This window comes from Paracoccus sp. NIOT.M2S5SZ12 (assembly GCF_057748165.1).
Map to the genome: position 1 here is coordinate 55,229 of NZ_JBYLFR010000015.1, position 24,443 is coordinate 79,671.

Below are 24,443 nucleotides of genomic sequence, written 5' to 3' on the forward strand. Positions count from 1 at the left end.
GTGAAGAAGACGCCCGCCAACAGCCACGGCAGCCGGGCCAAGCGGATCAACCCGCTGACCGGCCGCCGCTATGACTGGGAGACGGAGCAGCTGGAGCGCACCGCCGCGCAGCGCGCCGCCGAGGAAGCCCAGCGCGCCTTGGGCGAGGAACTGGCCCTCCTGGAGCGCCAGCAGATCGCGCTGGCGGCCCGCGACGATCTGCTGCTCTACACCAAGTTCACCATGCCCGACCCGGAGAACTCGTCCGACCCGAAGGCTACGACCTACGACGCGCAGGCGTTCCATGTCGAGGTGGCGAAGGCGATGGAGGCCGTCGAGCGCGGCGAAATCCAACGCATGATCTTCTGCATGCCGCCGCGCCATGGAAAATGTGTTGCAAATCAACAGGTTATTCTTACGCCTGATGGATGGCGGACGCATGGCGATCTCCAACCCGGCGATTATGTGTTCGGCCCGGATGGCAAGCCGACGAAGGTTCTCGCGGTAAGCCCGGAAGTCGCCGAGGTCGTTCCGGTTCACCTATCGAACGGCGAGGTGATCGAGACGCACCTGAACCACGACTGGAAGGTCTACGACCGGATCAACAAGACGTGGCGTGTCATGGAGACCCACGAGATCAAAGCCCGCAAGCTGTGGCATGGCGAAAAGGGCAAGAGAGGGAGCCATTTCAACTTCAAACTGCCGGATGCTGGCGCGGTCGAGTTCCCCGAGGCTAACCTGACGCTGCACCCCTACGCCTTGGGCGCGTGGTTGGGGAACGGCAAGTCCGACGCCGGGCTGATCGCATCGGACGCAGGAGACGGCGTCGTTGCGGAGACCGTCGAAGGCTTGGGCTACAAGATGACCCGGCGCTACACGCAGGAGAATACGGGCGTCCTCTACTGCCGCTTCGGCGTGTCCGACGGATCGTCGCGCATGATGGACGAACTTCGAGCGCTGGACCTGATCGACAACAAGCACATCCCGGAGGTCTATCTGCGGTCCTCGATCGAACAGCGACTGGAACTGCTGGCCGGACTGATCGACACGGACGGGCACGTCGAACGCAAGACCGGGAGGGTGCGCTATTCGACCACGAACGAGGCTATTCGTGACGGCGTGTATGATTTGGCGACCGGCTTGGGGATGCGGCCTTACATCACGAAGGCCGACGCGGCGGTGAGTTCGTCGGGCATCCACGGGCGCAAAGACGTCTATCAGGTCTGCTTCATGCCGAACATGAGGATCCCGACCCGCGTTCCGCGCAAGGCGATAACGCGCATCGCGCCGCGGCGTCTTATCTCGATCACCGACATCGGCCCGGTCACGTTCAAGCGCGCCCGCTCGATTTGCGTGGAGCGGGAGGATGGCCTCTACCTAGTCGGGAAGACCTGCGTCGTGACCAAGAACACCGAACTGGCGACGAAGCGGTTCACGGCATGGCTGTCCGGGCGGCACCCGGAATGGAACATCGCCGTCGGCACCTATGCCGACGACCTGGCCGAAGACATCGGCGCCGACGTCCGCAACATCATGTCAACGCCGCAACACCGGCAGGTTTTCCCCGGCCACGGGCTGCAGAAGGGCGGAACGTCGAAGTCGAACATGCTGACCACCCGGAACGGGCGACTGGTCTTTGTCGGCCGGAAAACGGGCCTTACGGGCAAAGGTGCGCACATCCTGCTGGTCGACGACATCCTGAAGAACCACGAGGAAGCCCGGTCGCAGACAATTCGCGATGAAGCCTGGAACTGGTTCACCAAGGTTGGCCTGACGCGACTGATGGGGCCGAAACTCGTGGTCATCACCATGACACGCTGGCACAGCGACGACATCGTGGGCCGGCTGACCGATCCCGACAACCCGCATTACAACGCGATCGAGGCCGCGAACTGGAAGATCATCCGGCTCCCGGCCATCGCCGAAGACGACGATCCGCTCGGGCGCGAGCCGGGCGAACCGCTGTGGCCGAACGCCTTCGACGAGAAGTTCCTGGCGTCGCAGCAGCGGATCGACCCCCTCGGCTTCGCCGCGCTCTACCAGCAGACCCCCACGGTGGCCGACGGCACGCTGTTCCGGCGCGAGACGATCCAGCGGTATGAGCCGCACGAACTGCCCGAGAACCTGCGCTACTACGCCGCGAGCGACCACGCCGTCGGCACCAAGCAGCGCAACGACCCGTCGTGCTTCGGCAAGGGCGGCGTCGATCCGCAGGGCAACCTGTGGATGACCGATCTGCTGTGGCAGCGGATACCGGCCGACCGCGCCGTCGAACTGATGCTGGAGATGGGCGCCGGCGGCGAGCCCGCCATGCGCCCCCTGCTCTGGTGGGCCGAGCGCGGCCACATTTCCAAGTCGATCGGGCCGTTTCTCGCCAAGCGGATGCAGGAGACGGGGCGCTACATGAACGTCCAGGAGGTGACGCCGGTCGGCGACAAGGAACAACGGGCGCAGTCGATCGCCGCGCGGGTCGCGCTTGGCAAGGTCTACTTCCCCAAAGGCGCGATTTGGGATAAGGCTATTGAGGAAATGCTGGCCTTTCCGAACGGTCTGCATGACGACTTCGTCGACATGCTGTCGCTGTTCGGCCTCGGGCTGACCAGCCAGTTCGGCAAGTCCGAGCGCAAGCAGACGGCAGAGCCCCGGTTTGGATCGTGGCGCTGGCTGAAGGAAGACCAGGCCCGCCGGGAGCAGGCCGAACACGCGAACGCACACGGGGGCTTCTGATGGAAGACGACACCGATCTGAACCAGGCGCCGATCACCGCGGGCGCCGAACCCGACCAGCAGCCCGAGAACGAGACGGCGCTGGTCAAGCGCATCCTGGCCACGATCCAGCAGGATCAGAACCATCACAAGGCCGCCTTCGAACGGATGCGCGAGGACATGCAGCTGGCGACGCATGGCCACAACAAGGACTGGCCGAAGGGGCACTACGTCGCGAACATCGTCGGTCGGCACGTCAAGCAGAAGACCGCGGCGCTCTACGCCAAGAACCCGAAGGTCGTCGCGCGCCGCCGCGAGACGCTGGACTTCGAACTGTGGGACGAGAACCCGCAGAGCCTGATGATGGCTTTCCAGACCGTGCAGATGGCGCAGCAGCCCATGGCCGCCATGTCTGGAATGGCGATCGACCCCCTGACGGGCCAACCGGCGGCGCCGGCGATCCCCGGCCTCGCCGAGGCGCAGGCTCTGATCGGCGACTTCACGCAGGGCCAGCAGCGCCGCGAGATGCTGTCCAAGCTGGGCAAGACGCTGGAAGTGCTGTTCACCCACGCGATGCGCGACCAGAAGCCGCTCGACTTCAAGATGGGCATGAAGAAGCTGGTCCGGCGGACCTGCACGACCGGCGTCGGATATGTGAAGCTGGCCTTCGTCCGCGAATACGGGCCAGCGCCGATCACCCAGGACCGGATGAATGACGTTCGCAACCGGATCGCGCATTTGGAACGCCTGGCGCAGGAGACGGCCGAAGGCGAGATCGAGGAGATCTCGGCCGAGACGCGCGAACTGGAACTGTCCTTGCAGGCGATGCAGCAGGAGGAACTGGTCGTCGTGAAGGAGGGGCTGGTCTTCGACTACCCGCAGGCCACGAAGGTCATCCCCGACAAGAACACGACGTCGCTGGTCGGCTTCGTCAGCGCGCGGCACCTGACCGTCGAATATCTGTTCACGGCCGACGAGGTGAAGGAGCAGTTCCCCGACGCCGATCTGGACGAGGGCTTCGTGCCCTACCGGGCGGACTGGCAGGAGGACGAGAGCACGCCCCGCGCGCAGCCCATGACCGACAGCAAGGGCCAGCGCCGCGAAGGCGACGCGAAGGGCATGGTCCGCGTCTACGAGCATTTCGACAAGACGAGCGGGCTTGTCTATTACGTCGCCGACGGCCACGGCAAGTTCCTGCGGCCGCCGGCGCCGCCCGAGGTCTTCGTCGAGGACTTCTGGCCGGTCTACGCGCTGACCTTCAACGAGGTCGAGAACGAGAAGGAACTGTTCCCGCCGTCCGACGCGCGCCTGATGCTGCACCAGCAGGCCGAACTGAACCGATCCCGTCAGGGGCAGCGCGAGCATCGGCAGGCGGCGCGGCCGCGCTTCGCGATCAAGACCGGGGCCATGGACGAGAAGGACTACGCCCGCCTCGGCTCGGCCGAGCCTTTCGACGTGATCCCGGTGAACCTGGGGCCGGACGGCGACATCAACGAGGTGCTGAAGGCTATCCAGATCCCTGGCGTCGACCCGAACCTCTACGAGACCGGCCCGTTCTTCCAGGACATGCAGCTGGTCGTCGGCTCGCAACAGGCGACCATGGGCGGCATCTCGAAGGCCACGGCCACCGAAGCCGCCATCGCGGAAAGCAGCATGGCGGCCAGCGACGGGTCATCCGTCGACGATCTCGACAACTTCCTGACGATGGTGGCCCGCGCCAGCGGCCAGATCCTGCTGCGCGAGATGTCGCCCGAGCGCGTGACCGCGATCGTCGGCCCCGGCGCGCTGTGGCCGCAGATGACGCTGGACGAGATCGCGGACCAGCTGTTCCTGGAGATCGAGGCCGGATCGACCGGCAAGCCGAACCAGGCCAGCGAGATGCACAACATGCAGACGCTGATGCCGTTCCTGATGCAGATGCCCAACATCGACCCGATGTGGCTGGCGCGCGAGGTCCTGCGCCGGATGGACGACCGTCTGGACCTGACCGAGGCCGTCGTCGCGGGCATCCCGTCGATCGCCGCCGCGAACCAGATGGCGCCGCAGAACGCCGTCGCCACGGGCGATCCGGCGGCCGCGCCCGGCGCCCAAGGCGGGCAGGGGGCCGACAACGCGCCCGCCGGTCCGTCCGAGACCCCGCCGGGCAGTTCGGCGGCGTTTGGGTCCAACCAGGTATAGCGTGTCAGGCGTGTCTGAAATGGATTGCGACAAAGCCTGACATACGTTATGTCTAACAGGGCATAGCATAGGAGCAGTCATGCCCCAGGACGTAGAAGACCAAGGCCTGCAGTCGTCCGAGCAGGCCGCCGACGTTACCGAGGCGCCCGAGGCGAAAGTCGAGGAAGCCGGTGCTGCGGACCCGTCACCCGCGCAAGAGACCGACGAACCCAAGGACCTGCTGTCCGTCGTCCGCGACGTCGTCAGCAAGCCCGAGGAAACGGCCCCGTCAGCCACCGAACCCGCCGAGGAACCCGTCGCCGCAGGTGACGCGGACCCGGAGCCCAAAGAGACGGACGACACGAACTACTCGGACGTGCCGTTCAACAAGCACCCGCGATTTCAGCAGCTGCTTCGCCAGAAGAAAGAGTTCGAGGCCGACGCCCAACAGCATCGGATCGTCCAGGACTTCCTGAAGCAGAACAGCCTCGCTCCCGAGGAAGCCGCCGACGGTCTTCAGATCATGGCGCTGATGAAGTCGAACCCCGTGAAGGCGCTGGAGGCTCTGAAGCCTCACATTCAGCGGCTTCTGGAGCAGACGGGTGAGACGCTGCCGCAAGACCTGCGGGCGCGCGTCCAGGCCGGCGAAATGCCGCTGGAGGCCGCCAAGGAGGTCAGCCGATCGCGAGCGATCCTGCAGCACCAGCAGGAATCGCAGCGGATGGCCGAACAGCGCCGTCTCGAAGAAGCGCGCATCCAGCAGGGCCAGGCCCTGCGCGACACCGCGCTGTCGTGGGCCCAGGAACGCAATGCCCGCGACCCGTCGTTCCAGAGCAAAGAGCCGCTGATGAAGCGGGAAATCGCTCTGCTGCAGCGCGAGGAAGGCATCCCCAACACGCCCGAGGGCGTCCGGGACCAGCTGAACCGCGCCTACCAGAGCGTGAACCAGCAGGCCCGCGTGGTGGCACCCGCCGTCGCGCCGCGCCCCGCGGTTCGTCCCGTCACAGGCGGAACAGCACCGGGAACCCCCGCTGCAGCGCCCAAATCCATGCTCGACGCGATCAAGCAGGGGCTGCAGAAGTAACGAGGACTGAACCATGGCCTTCACGGCTGCACAACTTGCGGACATCAACAACTCGACGATGGCCTTCTGGCTGGATCGTCGGAAGAAGTCCCAGACCCAGAACGTCTCGAACAAGCCCATGATGGCCGCGTTCGAGCAGCGCGCCAAGGAGCGTGTGACCGGCGGCAACGGCGAGATCGTCGTAAAGGTCAAGGCCGGTCAGGGCGGCCTGACGCTGCAGGGCTACACTGGCGACGATCAGGTGTCCTACGGCAACCCGACCGGGCTGCGGACCGCGCGCTACCTGTGGAAAGAACACCACATGGGCATGGTCATCACCCATACCGAACTGAAAATGGACGGTATCGAGGTGATCGAGAGCAACGGCGACGAGACCACTCGCGACGTGCCGGAAGGCGAACTCATCAAACTGGGCGACCTCTACGAGGAAAAGCTGGACATGATGGGCGAGGACTTCGACTTCGCGTTCGATCGTCTCCTGCACGCCGACGGCACCGCCGACCCGAAGTCGCTGGCCGGTATCATGTCGCTGCTGACCGAGGCCCCGGCTTCGGGCACCACTGGCGGCCTGTCCCGCGTCATGAACCCCTGGTGGCGCAACCGCGCCGCGACCGCGGCCAACGGCAGCGCGGGCGGCCAGGGCGCGATCACGTCGAACCCGGCCAACGGCGGGTCGTTGATCACCTTCCTGCAGGGCGAGAAGCGCCGCCGCACCCGCTACGCGGGCACGGGGGCCAACGTGGTCTACTACGCGGGTTCGGACTGGATCGCGGCCTATGAGAACGAGATCCGCGCGAACGGCCAGTATTCGCAGACCGGCTTCCGCGGCACCCAGGACGGCGCCATGGGCGGCCTTAAGTTCGACGGCGACCCGGTCGTGTGGGATCCGACCCTGGACGATCTGGGCCTGACCAAGCGGGCCATCGCGATCGACCACAAGCAGATCACGCTGGAATACATGCGTGGTCAGCGGCTGAAGAAGCATCAGCCGTCGCGGCCCTATGACCGCTACGTCATGTATAACGGCATGACCACGACCTGCGCGCTGATCGCGCGCCAGCTGAACACGTCGGGCATCTACGACATCGCCTGATTTCCCGCCCGGCGCGCCAGCGCCGGGCTTCACCCATTCGGAAATGGAGGCAGTCATGCCCGAACCCTTCAGCGCGCTTGCGAACCTCAAGCACACCTTGGCCGCCCCCGTGGCGAACGCCGGCACCTTCACCACGCCCTATCCGGCAGGCTTCACTCAGGCCATGCTGACCGGCTCGACGCTGGGCCAGCTGGCTCTGAAAAGCGGAGAGACCTTCCCGCAGGCCGCGTCCGGCGCGGGCACGGTGGCATTTGCCTTCGGTGCGTCGACCATCACGGTCACGAACAACACAGGCGGCACGCTTCCCGCTGGCGACATCACGCTGTCCTTTGGCGCGGTCGACATCAACGGCAGCTACAACCTGACCACGCCCCGCAAGGTCCAACTGGCCGCCAACGCGGGCTCGTGGACCTGATCTGAACCTCCCGGCCGCCGCGCGCGGCCGGGCATTCTCTTTTCCAGGAGACTACCATGGATTACGTCAACCTGCAGGTTGCGATCGGCGGCGACGCCAACAACACCGTCCCGAAGTTCTTCGTCCCCGTCTCCGAGATCCCGGTCCTGATGGCGATCCACGGCGCGGACGCGCTGACCGAGTTCGAGGTCGTCGACGCGCCGGAAGACGCCGAGGACCTGACCGACGCCGAGGAGATCGCGCGTCTGGGCAACATCTACGGCCGTGTCCAGGACACCGACGGAAACAGCATCATCCGCCAGGTCTATCCTGGCGCGGGCGCCAAGGTCGTCAGCAGCATCGGCCAGCTGGACATCCCCGAGGGCGCCATGAAGGTCACGGCGCGCGCCAGCGTGAAGAAGACCACGTCGCGCGCGAAGAAGGCCGACACCGAGAGCGTGATGGACTGACCTGAATGGCCCGCAACCAGACCCTGCTCAAGATACTGAACGACACGCGCGGCGAAGCCCGCCTGTCGATGAACCCGGCGCACAACCTGGCGGACCGGGACGCGCAGATCGGCTTGATCCAGCGCGAGCAGGAACGGTTGTGGGCCGATCACGACTGGCCGCACCTGATGGTGTCGCGCTACATCCCGGCCGAGGTCGGCGTTCGCTACTACGACCCGCGCGCCGCGTTCAACGAACGCTGGCAGCCCGCCGGCGACCTGTCCATGGAGCGCATCACCGACGTGTCGATCTTCGACGGCGATCTGTGGCGGCCCCTGTGCTACGGGATCAGCGATCACCAGCGCTTCGCGCATGACAGCCTCGCCGGTGACGTGTCATGGCCGCCGCGCGCTTGGCAGCGGTATGAGGACGACACGATCGAGATTTGGCCGATGCCCGACGAGGGCGCCGTCCGGGCCCTGAACCAGACCGTGCCGCCGGAGATGCAGGCCGTGATCCGCGTGCGCGGCATCCGCGACCTGCGGCCGTTCCGCGATGACGACGACCGCGCCGATCTGGACGACCGGCTGCTGGCGCTCTACGCCGGCGCCGCCATCCTGGCCGAGGTCGGGGCAAAGGACACGAACCTGAAGCTGGAGGCCGCGCAGCGCCACTACCAGCGCCTGAAGGGCGACCAGGACCAGCGCGAACCCTTTTCCCTCTTTGGCGTGAACCGGCCTCGCCAGCCCGAGCGGACCTTCGTCGGTGTTCATGGCACTGCCGGGGGCGCAGAACCGGCCGGCGGAACGCCTTTCGACTTCGCGGCCTTGTATAATCTGAACAGGCAGTAATGGCCAACGCACGGGTTGAAGATTTCGCCGCATACGTCATCACAGCGGCGCAGGACCAGAACGTCCAGGATGACGCCATCGGGGCCGCCGACGCCAAGGCCGTTGTAGCGGACCAGAAGGCCGTTGTAGCGGACCAGAAGGCCGTTGTAGCGGACCAGAAGGCCACAGACGCCGACGCAAAGGCGGAGGCGGCGCAGGAGGAAGCAGACCGCGCCAAGCTGGCGGCCGGCGTGACCCCCTTTGATTTTGGCGCAACGGGGGTTGGCGATGACGGCCCGGCGATCCAGGCCGCAATGGATTTTGTGGCCGCGCAGGGCGGCGGCACGGTCTGGTTCCCGGCGATGGGGTGGTCCTGGAACACCGGCCAGACGCTGCTGCACGACGCGCGCGTATCCCTCAAAGGCCACGCCGGGCGGGCGGTGATCCGCGCCATGGACGGCATGACGGGCAACCTGCTGGAAACCCGAGGCTGGGCTACGCTTTCAGCCGACGGCAACAGCGCATCGGGCGGATCGCAGGGCTTCGTGCTTGATGACGTGGAGTTTGACGCCAACCAAGCGGGCCGTGGTGGGTTTGATGTGAATGGCGGTGACGGTGTCTGCATCTATGGCCGCGATTTCCTGCTGGGCAACTTCTACGTCAAGAACGCGCCTCGGCACGGCCTGCGGGCTTATTACATGAACGTCAGCGGTTCGGGCCTGTCGCCATACAACGCCAACGTGGAAGGCGTCTATGTGGACACCTGCGGGGGGCATGGCATCGACTGGCAGATCAGCGACAGCAACGGCAGCAACATCAACGTGGCATCGCCATCGCAGATCGCGGACAATACATACGACGCGCTGCATGTCGAGAAGCTGGTGCGCTGGACGAACATCGCGATCTGGCGCAAGGGCATCCATACGAACTGCCACCGCTACGGCGTGTTCATGGCGGGCAACGGCGGGTCCATTCTCGGGGTCAACGTCGAGACGGCAAAGACCGCAGGCATCTTCAACAGCGGTGCGCGCAACCGCTTCTCGGCCTATGTTTACAATATTCTGGACGGGGCCTATGTCGAGAATACCGGCGATTATAACCTATTCGATATCGTCGCGCAGCCGGGCGGACTTGGCAGCGCCACAATCCCCGTTGTCAAGAACACAGGTGGCAAGAACGAGTTTACCATCTCCGCGACGGGTAGCCTGACGCCGTTCAACTTCGGTGGCGGGGACCATAACCGCTTCTTTGCGACCTGCTTCATTGGCAATGCCAACCCGGCATATACCGGCACGCCCGGAGCGCAGGACCGCATCGAAATCACCGTGGACCGGACCAGCACCACCCAACAGGTCACGATTATTCCCGGCGAGGTGACGGGCGCTGCGGTAGCCTCCTCGCCCGACGACAACACCTCCGGTCGGCTGATGAAGACCGGCCACGGCGCGATGAGCGGGGCGCAGGTGCCGCCTATAGTGACGGACCTGGACACCATCGCCAACGCCCATCGTCGCGTGCGGACTGCCGTCAGTGCGACCGGCAACCCCATCGCCAACCAAGGATGGGTGGTCGAGAACATCTATACCGGCGCGTCCGTATCCACGCAGATCGCTTACTGCAACACCTTTAATGGACGTAACCGGATTGCCATCCGGCACCGGAACACGACAGGTAACGCCTGGACCCCGTGGATGTTCGTGGCAACGCAGCAGTCCACCACAACTGCGGCCCGACCAACAAATGCTCCCCTCGGGGAAATGGCCTTCGATACCACTCTGGGCAGGCCGATCTGGTCGGACGGCGCAGGCGGATGGGTCGATGCGACGGGGGCGGCGGTCTGATGGGAACGATCCAGATCCGCGAGATGACCGGCGGCCTCGACGCCCGCCGGCTTCCCGAAACGACGCCCGGCGGCGTGCTGATCCGCGCTGACAACGGCCACATCACCCGCGGCGGCGAGTTCGAGGCCCGCGCGGCGTTCGTGAAGGAGTTCGACCTTCCTGCCGGGACGGTCGGCCTGGCGCAGACCGAAAGCGGCCTTCTGGTCTTCGGATCGGACGAGCGGCCGGGCGGGCTGTCGCCATTCATCCGGTATCAGAGGCTGCAGAAGGGAGACAAGGTCCTTGCGCGCATCCGGGATTGGGAACTGTTCAGCGGGAAGATTTACGCGATCGCCGAGTTCACCGACGGCTCCATCGCGCATTTCTATGATGGCGTGGAAGTCGCGACATGGCAGGACGCGCGTGCGACGGTCCGGCTTCGCGTCGACGCTGGCGAGATCACGCCAGCGCAGCAAGCCACGGCGCAATTCACGATCACGGGCGGCGCGGCAGAGGTGATCAACACCGTCACGTCGATCCGCGTGTCCGGGACCGAAATCTTGAGCCGTCCCGTCACCCACACCGGCAACAACGCGACCACGGCCGCCGCCGTGGCGGCGCGGATCAACGCGGACCCCACGACGCCGCGCTATCTGGCCTCCGCCGCCGGACCGGTAGTCACGCTGACGGCCGAGCGGGCCGGGACCGCAGCGAACGGCCGGACCCTGGCCTTCCAGACCACGGGCGTCTTCTCGATCGGCCGGGAGACGGCCTTTTCCGGCGGGGCGAAGGAGGTTGTGCCGCAGCTGCTGACGCTGACGATCGGCAACGTCCGCATCCTGCGTCAGCCCGTGGCGTGGCCGGGCAGCCGCGAAGCCATGGCCGAGGCCATCGCCGAGGGCATCAACGACCTGTCGTCGAACCCCGAATACAGCGCCCTCGCGCGCAACGGGACCGTCTTCATCCACACGAACGAGGCAGGGACCGCGCAGAACGGCCGGCCGCTGCTGTTCACGACGTCCGGCGCCCTGAACCTGTCGACGCCCACGGGCGCGGCGACGTCGCGCGGGGCGGAACTCGGGCCGACCAACTTTCTTCCGGCCGACGTCGTGCTGACGGTCCGCGAAAAGCTGTATGCCGGTTCCGGCACGAACCTGCACTATTCGGCGATCCAAGGCCCGACCTACTGGCAGCCGGACGGCGCCGGCGCTGGGCAGATCGGCGCGGGCTTCACCAACGTGGCCGACAGCAACTCGTCGCCGGACCGCATCACGGCCCTGGCGCGCTACTTCGACAAGCTGGCCGTCTTCACGGGCGACACCGTCCAGACCTGGTTCATCGACCCGGACCCCGATCTGGTCGTGCAATCGCAGGTGCTGGAGAACACCGGAACCGACTGCCCGCGCAGCGTGACGCAGTTCGGCGACGCGGACATCTTCTACCTCGACACGTCCGGCCTGCGTTCGCTGCGCGCGCGGGACAGTTCCAACGCCGCGGCCTCGACCGACATCGGCGTCCCGATCGACGACATCCTGTCGGCGAAGCTGGCCGAGATGACGGCCTCGCAGCGCCAGCGCGTGATCGGCCTCATCAACCCCTCCGACAAGCGGTTCTGGCTGGTCATGGGGCGCGAGATCTTCGTCTACAGCTATTACCCGAACAGCAAGGTGAACGCCTGGACGCGATACGAGGCCGTCTCCACGGTCGGCTCCACGCGCGTCGAGTTCGACATCCAGGACGCGATTGCCTTCGACCGGCGCGTTTTCCTGCGCGCCGGGGACGCCGTCTACTGCTATGGCGGATGGGACAGCGCCGTGGCCTATGACGACACCCCGGCCGTCGCTTGGCTGCCGATGCTGGACGCGGACGCGCCGACCGGGGAGAAGGATTGGCGCGGCGTGGATGCGGCGCTGACCGGCGAGTGGTCCGTCAGCGTCTCGTTCGACCCGACCCGGCCGGACGTTCAGGACACGATCGCGAACCTTACCGAGACCACCTACGGCCTGCGCCGGATCGCGATGAAGGGGCGCAGCACGCATATCGGCTTGCGGTTCACCAGCCGCGGCGGCCCTGGCAAGCTGTCGGCCATGACGATCCATTTCGATGGCAAGGCCGAAGATGACTGACCGGCGCTGGAACGTCAGGCTGGCCGAGCGGTTCGACTACGCGGTGGTCCGCGATCTGACGAAGATGAACCACGCGGAAAGCTGCCCGCATCGCGAGTGGTCGGAGGACCGGGCACTGGCCACCTTCTTCGGCGCTTATCTTGACCGTCAGGAGTGTCTGATCTTCGTGGTCGAGGACGCCGGACAGGTCGTCGGCTTCATGCTGGCGACCTGGGGCCTATACCGCAGTTTTGCTGGCCTTTTCACCTGTCAGGAAGTAATGTTCGTCAGACCCGACAAACGCGGCACTCGGGCGGCCGCACTGCTTGTGAAGAAACTGGTCGAGTGGAGCCGCGACATGGGCGCGATCGAGGTGCTTGGCGGGAATGACAACGACGTCTCGTCGGAGCAGACCGCACGCTTCCTCTCCCGCTTCGGCTTCCGCAAATACGGCTATGCAATGAGGCTCGATCTGGATGGGCAATAGCGCAGGAAAACAGGCCGAACGCGAAGCGCGTCGCGCCCGCGAGGAAGAAGAAGCCCGCCAGGCGCGCGTCGCCGAAGGCACGGCCAACATCAACAAGACGTTTGACGATCAGTTCACGCCAGAGTTCTTCAGCGGCATCGCGGACAGCTACCGGGACTTCGCCAGCCCGCAGCTGGAGCAGCAGCACCAGGACGCGAACAAGCAGCTGGTCTACGATCTGGCCCGCGGCGGGAAGCTGGACAGTTCGACCCGCGCCACGCAGGGCGGCGAACTGCAGGAGATATATTCGCTCGGACAGCAGCAGATCGCGGATCAGGCGCTGGAGCAGCAGAACGCCGCGCGCAACGCCGTCGAGGACGCCCGCGCCGAGCTGATCTCGCAGGTCAACGCGACCGGCGACGCGACCGGCGCGACGAACGCGGCCCGCGCGCGTGCGACGGCCCTGTCCCGCCCGGCAGGCGACTTCAGCCCCCTCGCGGACATGTTCGCGGGCTTCACCGACCAGCTGGGCTCGCGCTACGCGGCTGAGCGCGCCTATGCCGCCAGCGGCGGCGCGAGCCGCGGCTACACGCCCGTCAGCTACGGCGCCCCGACCGGCGCCGTCCGCGTCACCGGATAAGGAGCGAGACCATGATCCCCCTTCCTATGCTCGCCCTTGCGCTGACCGCCGGCGGCTCGCTGGCCCACGCATCGGCCAACAACCAGGCCGCCCGCGCGCGGTCGGCCGCGCTGGAGGCCGAACGGGTCCGCCAGCAGGGCATGGAGCAGCGCCAGCAGAACCTGTCACAGGGCAGCCAAAACGAGATGGCCGACTTCACGCAGGACCAGGGCCAGCGAACGGTCGACCTGACGCAGTTCTACGAGGCGCCACTGGCCGGCGACGCCAACGTCACGGCCGGTATGGTCGCGCCGGAAGGCACGTCCTCGATCACGACGCGCGAACTGCAGACGCAGAGCGGCAACGCCGCGCAGCGCGCCAGCGAGAACGCGGCCAACCTCGCGTCGATGCGGTCCTTCGGGGATCTGCTGGGCGACCGGATGCGGGGCATGGGCCGCGCGTCGGCCGAGATCGACCAACTGACCGGCTTCCGGCGCGGGTCCAGCGACGCCAACGCCTTCGAACTGGACGCCGCGTCGATGCAGGGCGGAGACAAGCGGCTGCTGGGCGACCTGCTGAAAGGCGGCGGGGCGGTGCTGGGCGGCTACGCCAGCATGGCCGGCGCGGGCAACCCGATCGTCACGAACAGCACCGACCGGTGGCTGCCCGGCGGCGACCGCCTCGCGGCGGGCCTGCGCGGCGCCGGCGTGCAAGGCGTCAACAGCGTGCGTGGAGGGCTCCTCGGATGACCATCAAGAGCCGCTACGCGGACCCGGCGATCGGGCAGGCGTTCGAGAACCTGGCCGGACTGTTCGCACCCATGTCGGGGCAGGAACTGGCCGGCTACGCGACGGCCGACGCCAACCGGCAGAAGGCCATGGCCGAGGCGCAGCGCACCGGCCTGATCGACATGTTCGTGTCGGGCGACGGCCCGATCAACGACCGCATCGGCATCGGCGCGGGTCTCTATACGCCCAACCAGTCCTGGGGCGCTGTCGAGAGGGGCGACGCCACGACCCGCCGCGGTCAGGATCTGGTCTATGGCGCCTCGACCGAGAACAACGTCCGGGACAACGCCCGCGCGATGGCCCTCGGCATCATGGGAGACGTCACGACCCGCCGCGGTCAGGACCTCGACCTGCAGGGCACGATGTATGGAGCCGACCGCAGCTACGATGCGTCGACCGAGAACAACGTCCGCGACAACCGGACGGCGCTGCAGACGAACATGACCGACAACCTGATGGCGCCGCTGTCGCCGGGCGAGCAGACCCGCGGCCTGGACAGTGACACGCTGGCCGCGCTCGGCTTCGAGACGATGCCCGAGGTGGCCGAATACAGCAACGACCGCATGACCGGCAGCCCGAACCTGACCAACGCTCGCCTGCCGGACGGGACGCAGACCACGGCCCTCGAAACGCCGCAGGGTCTGGTCGACCCGCAGACCGGCGCGCCGCTGCCGACCGGCACGACCATGTTCTCGACCGCGGCGCAGGGCAGCGCCGATGACGTCGGCCTTGGCAAGACCACGGCAGGCAAGGTCGAGCAGCAGCGCCTGGAACTCGGCGCCGCGATCGGCACCGCGCAGTCGCTGCGCCAGATGATCGCGGACAACGGCGCCTCGCAGGGCCTCGTCGGCTACATCCGAGGCACCGGCCAGAACCTGATCCAGTCGGGCACCGAACTGGGCAATCTGCTGGGCGGGGCGTCGCAAGAGGCCGCGCAAGCGGTCCAGGCGGGGCTGATCGACGGCGGGCTCGCGTCGGAACTGTTCGATCCGTCGCTGCCCGCGATTGACATGCTCGGCAACATGCTCGCGTTCCAGTATGCAAAGGCCATGACGGGGGAGCGACTGTCCAACGAGATGCTGCGGACCGCGCGGCGATCGCTCGGCCTCGACCGGCCCCTGTCGAACCAGGCCGACAGTCTGGCCCGCTTGGACATGGCCATTCAGCAGCTGGAGCAGCAGAGCCGCTTCCTGGGGGCCGCATCGCAGACCGGCCAGATCGGCACCATGGGCACCGTGGGCATCCCAGGCGGCGCGCCCGCCGCGCCTGTCGTGCCGGATGACGGCCTCGTCGTCCCGCCCGCGCCGGGCGGCGCGCAGCGCCTGCGCTTCAACCCCGCAACGGGAGCCTTAGAATGATCGAGGTCGAACTGCCCGACGGGCGCGTGCTGGAGTTCCCCGCCGGGACCGATCAGGACACCATGCGTTCAGCCATCCAAGGCCTGCTGGCGCAGGAACAACGCGCCGTCGCGCCGCCCCCGGCCGAGGCCGCCCCCGAGGAACCCGGCTTCTGGAGCCGCTTCGGAGACGTGGCGACGGACGTGGCCGGATCTGCGGCCGACGGCATCCGCAAGGGCGTCGCCAATGTGGCGGGCCTGCCCGTCGAGGCCGTCAATGCGTCGCCCATGCTTCTGAACCTGCTGCCCGGCGAGCAAGGCATGACGCCCTTCTCGGACCGGCCGGTCGGCGGCGTCGACAGCATCGACGCGCTTCTGCGCGCCGGCGGGATGGTCCCGGACTACGAGCCGCAGACCGGCGCGGGCCGTTTCGCGAACCGGATCGGCGAGGAAATGGGCGCGACCGCTGTCCCGGTTGGCGGCCTCGCGGCCAAGGCAGCCAGCGTTGGCGTCAAGGGTGCGCGGCGCATGAGCCCGATCGCCCGCTCTTTCGTAGAGCCCATGGCTGTCGCCCCCAAACGGGTTGCGCTGCGCGAGATGACTTACGCGGGGGCCGCCGGAACCGGTGCGCAGGCCGCCAATGAGATCGTGACGCCCGACGGCGAGGGAACCTGGTGGTCCGATCTTCTCGGGGCGGGCGGCGGCATGTTGACGCTCGGGACGGTGAACGCGCTCGGCGGCCTCGGCCGGAACATGGTCGGCGCGGCCACGGGCCGGACCGGCGCGTTCGACGACGTGGCCGGGCGCGAGGTCGTGGACCGTATCATCAACAACTCGTCCGACATGCAAGCGCGCTACGCAAATCAGGGGCCCGGCGCGGTTGATGCGTCGCCGCTGGCCCGCGCGCTGTCGCAGCAGTCCGACGCCGAGAGGGCCATCCCCGGCTTCCGCGCCAACATCGCGGATCGGGTTCAAGATCCCGGCCTGTCGACCTTGGCCTACAACACCGACACGCTGACACCGGGCGCGGCGAACCTGCGGCGCACCGGGAACGCGGCCGCCGTGGATGACCGCATCTCCGCGCTGGCGCCGGGCGATAACCCGGCCGCGCTGCGCGAGGCGCTGTCCTTCGGCGCGCAGGGCCGCATCGACCAGGCCAATGACGGCCTGTCGGCTGCCCGGACGCAGTTCGACGACGCGGCCGCCGATCTGGTCGTGCCGGGCGCGGTAGAGCGCGGGGCCGTCATTCGGACCGGGCTGGCCAACCGCCAGGCGCAGGAACTGGAAGGCATCGCCGCCCTCTACGGGCAGATCGACGAAAGCATCCCGGTCGACGCGGGCGCGCTCCGCCAGCGCGTCGAGGGCGTGACGGAAGGGCTGCCCCTCAACGACCGGCAGCGGTTCATGCCGAGCGAGGCCAACGTCCCGGCGCAGCTGGCGCCCGAGGGCGAGGCGCAGGTGCCCGTCCGAGAGGCCCTGTCGATGCGATCCGGCCTGTCCAGCGACATCCAGTCGCCGAACGCCACGAACCAGCAGAAGCGCGTCACCGGTCAGTATCTGGACGAGGTCGACCAGTTCATCAACGACGCGCTTCCCGAAGACCAGCGCGCCCTGATGGCCGAAGCCAAGGCGCGGCGGCTGGACGTCGGCAAGCGGTTCGAGGACCGCGGCGCCGTGCCGGACATCCTGCGGGAGACCGGCCGTGGCCAGCCCCGGATGCCCGACGAGGCCGTGCCGGGACGGGCAATGGCCGGCGAGACCGATTACCGCGCGGTGATGGCCGAGGTCGGCACCGATCCGGCCGCGCGCAAGGCGCTGGGCCAGACCCTACTGGCCGACGCGCAGGCCGCCAAGGCGACCCGCAGCCCGGAGGCGCTGGCCCGGTTCATGCAGGAGCGCAACTTCGCCTTCAGCGACTTCCCCGAGGCGCGGACCGCGCTGGATCGCGCCGGCACCAGCAAGCAGACGCTGGATCAGGCCGAGGCCGTGGCGAAGGCCGCCGAGAAGGCATACCGGCCGGGCGGGACGTCCGCCGCCGGAAAATACCTGCGATACGACGACACCCAGACCCGCGCGGCCATCGGCACGGCCTGGAAGTCGGCGCAGCCGGAGCGCGCGGTCCGCGAACTGCTGGACGTCGCTGGCGACACGCCCGACACCCGCGCGGCGGCCCGCGCCGCCCTGTGGGAGGAAGTCTCGGGCACCGGCAAGCTGGACGCGCCCACGATGACGTCGGCCGACGGCGTGCAGCGGTGGAGCGGCCGGAAGCTGCAGCGCCTGTTCGACGACCCGCGCTTCGCCAAGACGGCCGAGGTGCTGTGGGAGGACAACCCGGAGCATCTGGCCGACATCCGCGGGGTCGTAGACGCCCTGTCCAATGCCGACGCCTCGGTGAACGCCAAGGCCGTCGGCGCCTCCGGCACCGCGCAGTCGCTGTCCGGCAAGTTCGACCCGGCCCTGTCGACGGCCTCGATCGCCTCTCGCGCACGGTCGGTGAACCGCGGGCAGCTGTCGCCGACCATTGCGATCGTGGACGTGCTGTCGACCTTCCTGCGCAACCGCAGCGCCAAGGTGCAGGGCCGCGCGATCGACGAACTGATGTCGCGCGCCGTGAACGATCCCGACCTCGCGGCCTCGCTGCTGCGCCGCTACAACCCCGCGGACGAGGCGGCCGAGAACCGGGCCTTTCTGACCCGCTTCGGGGTGCGCCTGCCGACCGTGGCAAACATCCTGGCCGGCGACCAGAGCGATGATGAAGACCCGTTCGCGGGGATGGCCCAATGACGCCGGATCTGGCGGCGGCCATCCGCGCGTCGGCTTCGCGTCTGGGGGCCAATCCGGTCGATCTGGCGACGGTAATCTCCTACGAGACGGCCGGGACCTTCGACCCGTGGATGGCAGGCCCGACGACGCAATGGGGCCAGCACCGCGGCCTGATCCAGTGGGGCGAGCCGCAGCGTCAGCAATACGGCGTGACGCAGGACATGCCCGTCGCCGCCCAGATGCAGGCCGTCGAGAAGTATCTGACCAATGCGGGCTACCGGCCCGGCATGGGCCTGATGGACATGTATTCGGCCGTCAACGCGGGACGGGTCGGGCGCTACGGCGCCTCGGACGCTGCCAACGGCGGCGCGCCAGGCACCGTGGCCGACAAGGTCAACAACCAGTTCGGCCCACACCGGGCCAAGGCCGCGCAGATGCTGGGCATGGCGGGCGGCACAGGCGGGCTGTCCTATGGGGCGGCGCAGCCGAACACGCCGGCCATGCCGTCCGCGATCAGCTTGGCAGATATGTTCGCCCAGCCCAACGACGGCCCTGCCACGATGCTGCCGGACCCGGAGCCCGTGCAGCAGGCCGCCCCGGCGCGCGGCAGGCCCGCGCCTGAGGTCGAACTGGCGCGGCGTCAGGCGCTATTCGCTGACGTTGGATCGTTCTTCGGCTAGCTTCAGGACACGGGCCAACTCATCGCTGTCTCCAGGAGGCAGAGCGAACACGCCCCCGGATGAGTCGCACACAAGCCACCAACCTGCAGGCGCCTCAACCCGTGTGGCCTCTGATCCGGCCCACGTTATCCGCCAGAAGCGGCCCTCCAGAAAAGCGACGCGGGGTTGCCAGTTTCCGTCGCGGATCTGGCGCCAAGCCGAATAAGGCGTCCCGTCAGGGCCGAGAAACGCGGGGAGTGCGTCCGCGGGAACGTCTTTGAGTTTCGCCTTGGGGCGAATCTCCCAATATCCGGTGTCTTTCAGAACAAGATCGAAGTTCATTTGCTGGCCTTCTGCGCCCAAAATGACGCCCAAAATGTGTATGTAGGTGGCCGACAGACACGCTGCGATTCGGCCAAAGTATCCAGCAAATACAGGGGGTTGGGATGGTGCTGTGAGAGAGGATTGAACTCTCGACCTCACCCTTACCAAGGGTGTGCTCTACCACTGAGCTACCACAGCATCGTGAGGCGGCGTTTAGACAATGCTGCGGGGGCGCGCAAGGGGGTGGATGCGAATTTTCGCGATTTTGGCGAATGACGGCCAAGGTTGCGTGCGTTTGCTGGACGAGAGGCGCGCGCGGCGCTAACAGGTCTGCCATGACCGACCGCAACCGCGACAAGCCAGCATCGTCCGACCGCGAGGAGCGCCTGCGCGAGGCGCTGCGCGCGAATCTGGCACGCCGCAAGGCGCAGGCGCGCGCGCGGGCCGGCCGGACCGACAACGAGACCGCCCCGGACGCGGGCGGCGAGACAGGCAAGGACAGCTGATGGACCAGATCATCGTCACGGGGAATGGCCCGCTTCACGGGGAGATCCCGATCGCGGGTGCAAAGAACGCCTGCCTGACGCTGATGCCCGCGACGCTGCTGACGGACCAGCCGCTGACGCTGACCAATGCGCCGCGCCTGTCCGACATCCGCACCATGACCGCGCTGCTGGGCTCCCTTGGCGCGGAGGTGGCCAGCCTGCAGGAGGGCCAGGTGCTGGCCCTGTCCAGCCATGCGATGACCAGCCATCGGGCGGAATACGACATCGTGCGCAAGATGCGCGCTTCGATCCTGGTGCTGGGACCGATGCTGGCGCGCGACGGCGTGGCCGAGGTGTCGCTGCCGGGCGGCTGCGCGATCGGGGCGCGGCCCGTGGATCTGCACCTGCGCGCGCTGGAGGCGATGGGCGCGACGCTGGACCTGCGGGATGGCTATGTCCACGCCAAGGCGCCGGCGGGCGGGCTGAGGGGTGCGCTCTTCGAGTTTCCGGTCGTGTCCGTGGGCGCGACCGAGAACGCGCTGATGGCGGCGACGCTGGCACGCGGCACGACGGTGCTGAAGAACGCCGCGCGCGAGCCCGAGATCGTCGATCTGGCGCAATGCCTGCGCGCAATGGGCGCCCAGATCGAGGGCGAGGGGACCGGGACCATCACCATCCAGGGCGTGCACGCGCTGCACGGCGCCACGCATCGGGTGGTGACCGATCGGATCGAGCTGGGCACCTATATGCTGGCGCCCGCCATGTGCGGCGGCGAGGTCGAGCTGCTGGGTGGCCGGATCGACCTGCTTGCGGCCTTCTGCGAGAAGCTGGACGAGGCCGGGATCAGCGTCGAGCAGACTGAGCGCGGCCTGAAGGTCGCGCGCCGCAATGGTCGCGTGCGCGCCGTCAATGTCCGGACCGAGCCCTTCCCGGGCTTTCCGACCGACCTGCAGGCGCAGTTCATGGCGCTGATGTGCCTGGCCGAAGGCACCTCGGTGCTGGAGGAGACGATCTTCGAGAACCGCTTCATGCATGCGCCTGAACTGGCCCGCATGGGCGCGCAGATCGAGGTTCATGGCGGTCATGCGACCGTCACCGGGGTCGAGAAGCTGCGCGGGGCGCCGGTGATGGCCACCGACCTGCGCGCCTCGGTCAGCCTGATCCTGGCGGGGATGGCCGCCGAGGGCCAGACCACCGTCAGCCGCGTCTATCACCTGGATCGCGGATACGAGCAGGTCGTGCGCAAGCTGCGCGGCGTGGGTGCCCATATCGAACGCGTCAAGGAGGAGTGATCCATGTCACAGGATGCCCGTTTCGCCGATGCCGACCCCCGGCCGCTGGCCCTGAGGGCCGAGGACGAGGTCGATCTGCGCATCCTGTCGGCGCTGGTGCAGGACGCGGTGCTGACCGGGGCCGACATCACCCATGACGCGCGCGCGCGGCGGCTGGCACTGCTGGTCACGCGCTTCCGGTGGGAGGATGCGGGCGAGGCCCAGGCCCAAGGCCGCGAGTTCGAACGCGTGCGCTCGGTGCTGGTCATCAGCGACGTGATGCGCGTGGTCAGCGACGGCGTCGGCCGCGATGCCGACACGGTCCTGTCGCTGCTGGCGATCCGCTGGCAGGGCGGAGAGGACGGCACCGGCCGCCTGTCGCTGGACTTCGCGGGCGACGGCACGATCCTGGTCGATGTCGAATGCATCAACCTGGACCTGCACGACGTGACGCGCCCGCATCGGGCGGTCTCGGGCAAGGCGCCGGCGCATCCGGACTGAGGCCGGCCCGCAGGCAAACGGACCGCGGCATTCTGTCCGCGCCCCGGCGCTTGAGCCGGCCGGGGGCGCGGGGTAGGGCGCGCGGGAACATGAAGGGAATGAAGATGCCGGTCTTTCTGAACAGCGCCGATGCCGATTTCGAACAGGGCTTTCGTGCCATGCTGGGCGCCAAGCGCGAGGATTCGACCGATGTGAACGACGCGGTCGCGGCGATCATCCGCGACGTGCGCGAGCGGGGCGATGCGGCGCTGTGCGATCTGACCTCGCGCTTCGACCGGCTGGACCTGACGCCCGCGACGCTGCGTTTCTCGCCCGAGGAGATCGCCGAGCAGGTGGCGCGCGTCACGCCAGAGGACCGCGCCGCCCTGGCCCTCGCCGCCGAGCGCATCCGGGCCTATCACGCCCGCCAGATGCCCGAGGATGCCAGCTGGACCGACCCCGAGGGCGCGACCCTGGGCTGGCGGTGGAGTGCCGTGTCGGCGGCGGGCCTCTATGTGCCGGGCGGGCAGGCGGCCTATCCTTCCAGCGTGCTGATGAACGCGATCCCGGCGCGGGTCGCGGGGGTGGAACGCCTGGTCATCTGCGTGCCGACGCCCGGCGGGGTGATCAACCCGCTGGTCCTGCTGGCGGCTCAGCTGTCCGGCGTGGACGAGATCTATCGCATCGGCGGCGCGCAGGCGGTGGCGGCGATGGCCTACGGCACCGACACCATCCAGCCGGTCGACAAGATCACCGGGCCGGGCAACGCCTATGTCGCCGCGGCGAAACGGCAGGTCTTTGGCCGGGTGGGCATCGACATGATCGCGGGCCCCTCCGAGGTCCTGGTCATCGCCGATGGCGAGCAGAATCCCGAATGGCTGGCTTGGGACCTGCTGGCGCAGGCCGAGCATGACGCGGATGCGCAGTCGATCCTGATCACCACCGATCCGGCCATGGCCCGCGCCGTGGCGGCAGAAGTCGAGCGGATCATCCCCACGCTGGAGCGCGCGGCCATCGCGGGCGCCAGTTGGAGCGATTACGGCACGCTGATTGTGGTGGAGGACCTGGACCGGGCCGCCGCCCTGTCGAACCGCATCGCGCCCGAGCATCTGGAGCTCTGCGTGGCTGACCCCGAGGCGCTGGCCGCGCAATGCGTGCATGCCGGCGCGATCTTTCTGGGCGCGCATACGCCCGAGGCGGTGGGGGACTATGTCAGCGGGCCGAATCACGTCCTGCCCACGGCGCGGTCGGCGCGGTTCAGTTCGGGCCTGTCGGTGATGGATTTCCTCAAGCGGACGACCATGGCGCGGCTGACGCCGGGGGCATTGGCCGCGATCGGACCGGCCGCCGTGCGTCTTGCCGCATCGGAGGGCTTGCAGGCGCATGGCGCTTCGGTTCAGGCTCGGCTTGGGACATTGAACGAAAGACCGCATGAATGACGCGCATCATCCGGATCGAGATTGACGACAGCGCCATCCCGCCCGCCACGCCCGAGATGGAGCAGGAGCGGCGCGTCGCGATCTTCGACCTGATCGAAGATAACAGCTTTACCGTGCCCGGCCGGGACGGGGCGGCGGCGCCAGACGGACCCTTCGTGCTGGAGCTGTGCATCCGCGAGGGGCGGCTGGTCTTCGACGTCACCACCGAAGACGACGCCAAGGTTGCCGAGTTCCACCTGTCGCTTGGGCCGTTCCGGCAGGTGGTGAAGGACTATTTCCAGATCTGCCAGAGCTATTTCGAGGCCGTGAAGCGCCTGCCGCCCGCGCAGATCGAGGCCATCGACATGGCCCGGCGCGGCATCCACAACGAAGGCGCGCGCACCCTGCAGGAGCGGCTGGAGGGCAAGGCCGGGCTGGACATCGACACGGCGCGGCGCCTGTTCACCCTGATCTGCGCGCTGATCCCGCAGGCCTGACCCGATGGCGCAGGACAAGATCCCCTCATCGGTTCTGTTCTGCTGCGACCACAATTCCATCCGCTCGCCCATGGCCGAGGGGATGATGAAGAAGTTCTACGGCCGCGCCGCCTATGTGCAGTCGGCGGGCGTGAAGAACGACATGGAGGTCGACGGCTTCGCCATCGCCGTCTGCGACGAGATCGGCGTGCCGCTGGCGAACCATCGCAGCCGCAGCTTCGAGGAGATGCAGGACTGGGGCGACGATCTGAGCCAGTTCGACCTGATTGTCGCCCTGTCGCCCGCCAGCCAGCGCATGGCGCTGGAGATGACGCGGCACGCGCATCTGGAGGTCGAGTACTGGCCCATCATGGACCCGACCGGCCTGGCCGAGGGGCGCGAGGCGCGCTTGGCCGCCTATCGCCAGACCCGCGACCAGATCGAGACGCGGATGCGTACCCGCTTCGGCCCGCCGCGGACCGAAGCCGGCGGCAATCCGGCCTAGCTGTTTGATCCCGCGGTTTGATGGTTCGATCTTTTCTGAGGAATGGAAGGAGGCATGACGAGCCCAGTTCGTCACGGAAGCGTCACGACCACGCACGCCACCGGAGCTGCAAGAGCGAGGGCCGGCGCGCCATCGGTCTGAGGGCTTGGCGCGAGTGATCGCCAGCTTCGCCCGCGACGTTGAGCCAGGATCTTGGGATCGACCCGGAGACTGTTGCCAGATGACGCAGGCGCCAGA

At 67.7% G+C, this 24,443-nt stretch carries 21 protein-coding genes and 1 tRNA gene; 21 read left to right on the forward strand and 1 reads right to left on the reverse strand.

Annotated elements, in window-relative coordinates; all coding sequences use genetic code 11:
• From terL to AC2SGK_RS13915, 15 genes are all read left to right on the forward strand, one after another.
• Nucleotides 1–2,706 (forward strand): phage terminase large subunit, encoded by a 2,706-nt coding sequence (gene terL, locus AC2SGK_RS13845; RefSeq protein ID WP_488324094.1) that lies wholly within the window; start codon nt 1–3, stop codon nt 2,704–2,706.
• A complete protein-coding gene (locus tag AC2SGK_RS13850; RefSeq protein ID WP_488324095.1) occupies nt 2,706–4,862 on the forward strand; it encodes a hypothetical protein in 2,157 nt (718 codons plus the stop codon). The genes terL and AC2SGK_RS13850 overlap by 1 nt, the downstream gene beginning before the upstream one ends.
• Before the next feature lie 79 nt (nt 4,863–4,941).
• Complete coding sequence (locus AC2SGK_RS13855; protein ID WP_488324096.1) at nt 4,942–5,925, forward strand: hypothetical protein; 984 nt, start codon at nt 4,942–4,944, stop codon at nt 5,923–5,925.
• A 13-nt stretch (nt 5,926–5,938) separates the two neighbouring features.
• Nucleotides 5,939–7,018 carry a phage major capsid protein gene (locus tag AC2SGK_RS13860; RefSeq protein ID WP_488324097.1) on the forward strand — a complete coding sequence of 360 codons (1,080 nt, stop codon included), beginning with the start codon at nt 5,939–5,941 and terminating at the stop codon, nt 7,016–7,018.
• 55 nt (nt 7,019–7,073) lie between these two features.
• On the forward strand, nt 7,074–7,433 hold the full coding sequence (locus AC2SGK_RS13865; RefSeq protein ID WP_488324098.1) for a hypothetical protein: 360 nt from the start codon (nt 7,074–7,076) through the stop codon (nt 7,431–7,433).
• Nucleotides 7,434–7,489: 56 nt separating this feature from the next.
• The gene (locus AC2SGK_RS13870) at nt 7,490–7,882 is read left to right on the forward strand and encodes a hypothetical protein (protein WP_488324099.1); all 393 of its coding nucleotides are present in this window, start codon (nt 7,490–7,492) and stop codon (nt 7,880–7,882) included.
• Nucleotides 7,883–7,887: 5 nt separating this feature from the next.
• Entirely contained in the window at nt 7,888–8,712 is an 825-nt protein-coding gene (locus AC2SGK_RS13875) for a hypothetical protein (RefSeq protein ID WP_488324100.1), read from the forward strand.
• Entirely contained in the window at nt 8,712–10,532 is a 1,821-nt protein-coding gene (locus AC2SGK_RS13880) for a pyocin knob domain-containing protein (protein WP_488324101.1), read from the forward strand. Before AC2SGK_RS13875 ends, AC2SGK_RS13880 begins: the two co-directional genes overlap by 1 nt.
• Nucleotides 10,532–12,637 carry a hypothetical protein gene (locus AC2SGK_RS13885; protein WP_488324102.1) on the forward strand — a complete coding sequence of 702 codons (2,106 nt, stop codon included), beginning with the start codon at nt 10,532–10,534 and terminating at the stop codon, nt 12,635–12,637. The genes AC2SGK_RS13880 and AC2SGK_RS13885 overlap by 1 nt, the downstream gene beginning before the upstream one ends.
• Nucleotides 12,630–13,103, forward strand: coding sequence for a GNAT family N-acetyltransferase (locus AC2SGK_RS13890; RefSeq protein WP_488324103.1), 474 nt, complete (start codon nt 12,630–12,632; stop codon nt 13,101–13,103). The genes AC2SGK_RS13885 and AC2SGK_RS13890 overlap by 8 nt, the downstream gene beginning before the upstream one ends.
• Nucleotides 13,093–13,722, forward strand: a complete 630-nt coding sequence (locus AC2SGK_RS13895) for a hypothetical protein (protein ID WP_488324104.1) — start codon at nt 13,093–13,095, stop codon at nt 13,720–13,722. The genes AC2SGK_RS13890 and AC2SGK_RS13895 overlap by 11 nt, the downstream gene beginning before the upstream one ends.
• An 11-nt stretch (nt 13,723–13,733) precedes the next feature.
• On the forward strand, nt 13,734–14,450 hold the full coding sequence (locus AC2SGK_RS13900; protein ID WP_488324105.1) for a hypothetical protein: 717 nt from the start codon (nt 13,734–13,736) through the stop codon (nt 14,448–14,450).
• Entirely contained in the window at nt 14,447–15,847 is a 1,401-nt protein-coding gene (locus AC2SGK_RS13905) for a hypothetical protein (RefSeq protein WP_488324106.1), read from the forward strand. The genes AC2SGK_RS13900 and AC2SGK_RS13905 overlap by 4 nt, the downstream gene beginning before the upstream one ends.
• Nucleotides 15,844–18,609, forward strand: coding sequence for a hypothetical protein (locus tag AC2SGK_RS13910; protein WP_488324107.1), 2,766 nt, complete (start codon nt 15,844–15,846; stop codon nt 18,607–18,609). The genes AC2SGK_RS13905 and AC2SGK_RS13910 overlap by 4 nt, the downstream gene beginning before the upstream one ends.
• Nucleotides 18,606–19,268 carry a hypothetical protein gene (locus AC2SGK_RS13915; RefSeq protein ID WP_488324108.1) on the forward strand — a complete coding sequence of 221 codons (663 nt, stop codon included), beginning with the start codon at nt 18,606–18,608 and terminating at the stop codon, nt 19,266–19,268. Before AC2SGK_RS13910 ends, AC2SGK_RS13915 begins: the two co-directional genes overlap by 4 nt.
• A 426-nt stretch (nt 19,269–19,694) precedes the next feature.
• Here the strand turns inward: AC2SGK_RS13915 and AC2SGK_RS13920 are convergent.
• A tRNA-Thr gene (locus AC2SGK_RS13920) sits at nt 19,695–19,769 on the reverse strand.
• A 137-nt stretch (nt 19,770–19,906) separates the two neighbouring features.
• Between AC2SGK_RS13920 and AC2SGK_RS13925 the strand changes: the two genes are divergently transcribed.
• The 6 genes from AC2SGK_RS13925 to AC2SGK_RS13950 all read left to right on the forward strand — a co-directional run bounded on the left by AC2SGK_RS13925 (nt 19,907) and on the right by AC2SGK_RS13950 (nt 24,206).
• A complete protein-coding gene (locus tag AC2SGK_RS13925) occupies nt 19,907–20,077 on the forward strand; it encodes a hypothetical protein (protein ID WP_411837060.1) in 171 nt (56 codons plus the stop codon).
• Nucleotides 20,077–21,348: a UDP-N-acetylglucosamine 1-carboxyvinyltransferase gene (gene murA / locus AC2SGK_RS13930; RefSeq protein ID WP_488324109.1), complete on the forward strand. Its 1,272-nt coding sequence runs from the start codon at nt 20,077–20,079 to the stop codon at nt 21,346–21,348. The genes AC2SGK_RS13925 and murA overlap by 1 nt, the downstream gene beginning before the upstream one ends.
• 3 nt (nt 21,349–21,351) lie before the next feature.
• Nucleotides 21,352–21,828: a DUF2948 family protein gene (locus tag AC2SGK_RS13935; RefSeq protein ID WP_488324110.1), complete on the forward strand. Its 477-nt coding sequence runs from the start codon at nt 21,352–21,354 to the stop codon at nt 21,826–21,828.
• Nucleotides 21,829–21,932: 104 nt separating this feature from the next.
• The gene (gene hisD / locus AC2SGK_RS13940; RefSeq protein WP_488324111.1) at nt 21,933–23,246 is read left to right on the forward strand and encodes a histidinol dehydrogenase; all 1,314 of its coding nucleotides are present in this window, start codon (nt 21,933–21,935) and stop codon (nt 23,244–23,246) included.
• The gene (locus tag AC2SGK_RS13945; RefSeq protein WP_488324112.1) at nt 23,243–23,722 is read left to right on the forward strand and encodes a UPF0262 family protein; all 480 of its coding nucleotides are present in this window, start codon (nt 23,243–23,245) and stop codon (nt 23,720–23,722) included. Before hisD ends, AC2SGK_RS13945 begins: the two co-directional genes overlap by 4 nt.
• A gap of 4 nt (nt 23,723–23,726) precedes the next feature.
• Nucleotides 23,727–24,206, forward strand: a complete 480-nt coding sequence (locus AC2SGK_RS13950; RefSeq protein WP_488324113.1) for an arsenate-mycothiol transferase ArsC — start codon at nt 23,727–23,729, stop codon at nt 24,204–24,206.
• The last annotated feature ends 237 nt before the right edge of the window (nt 24,207–24,443 follow it).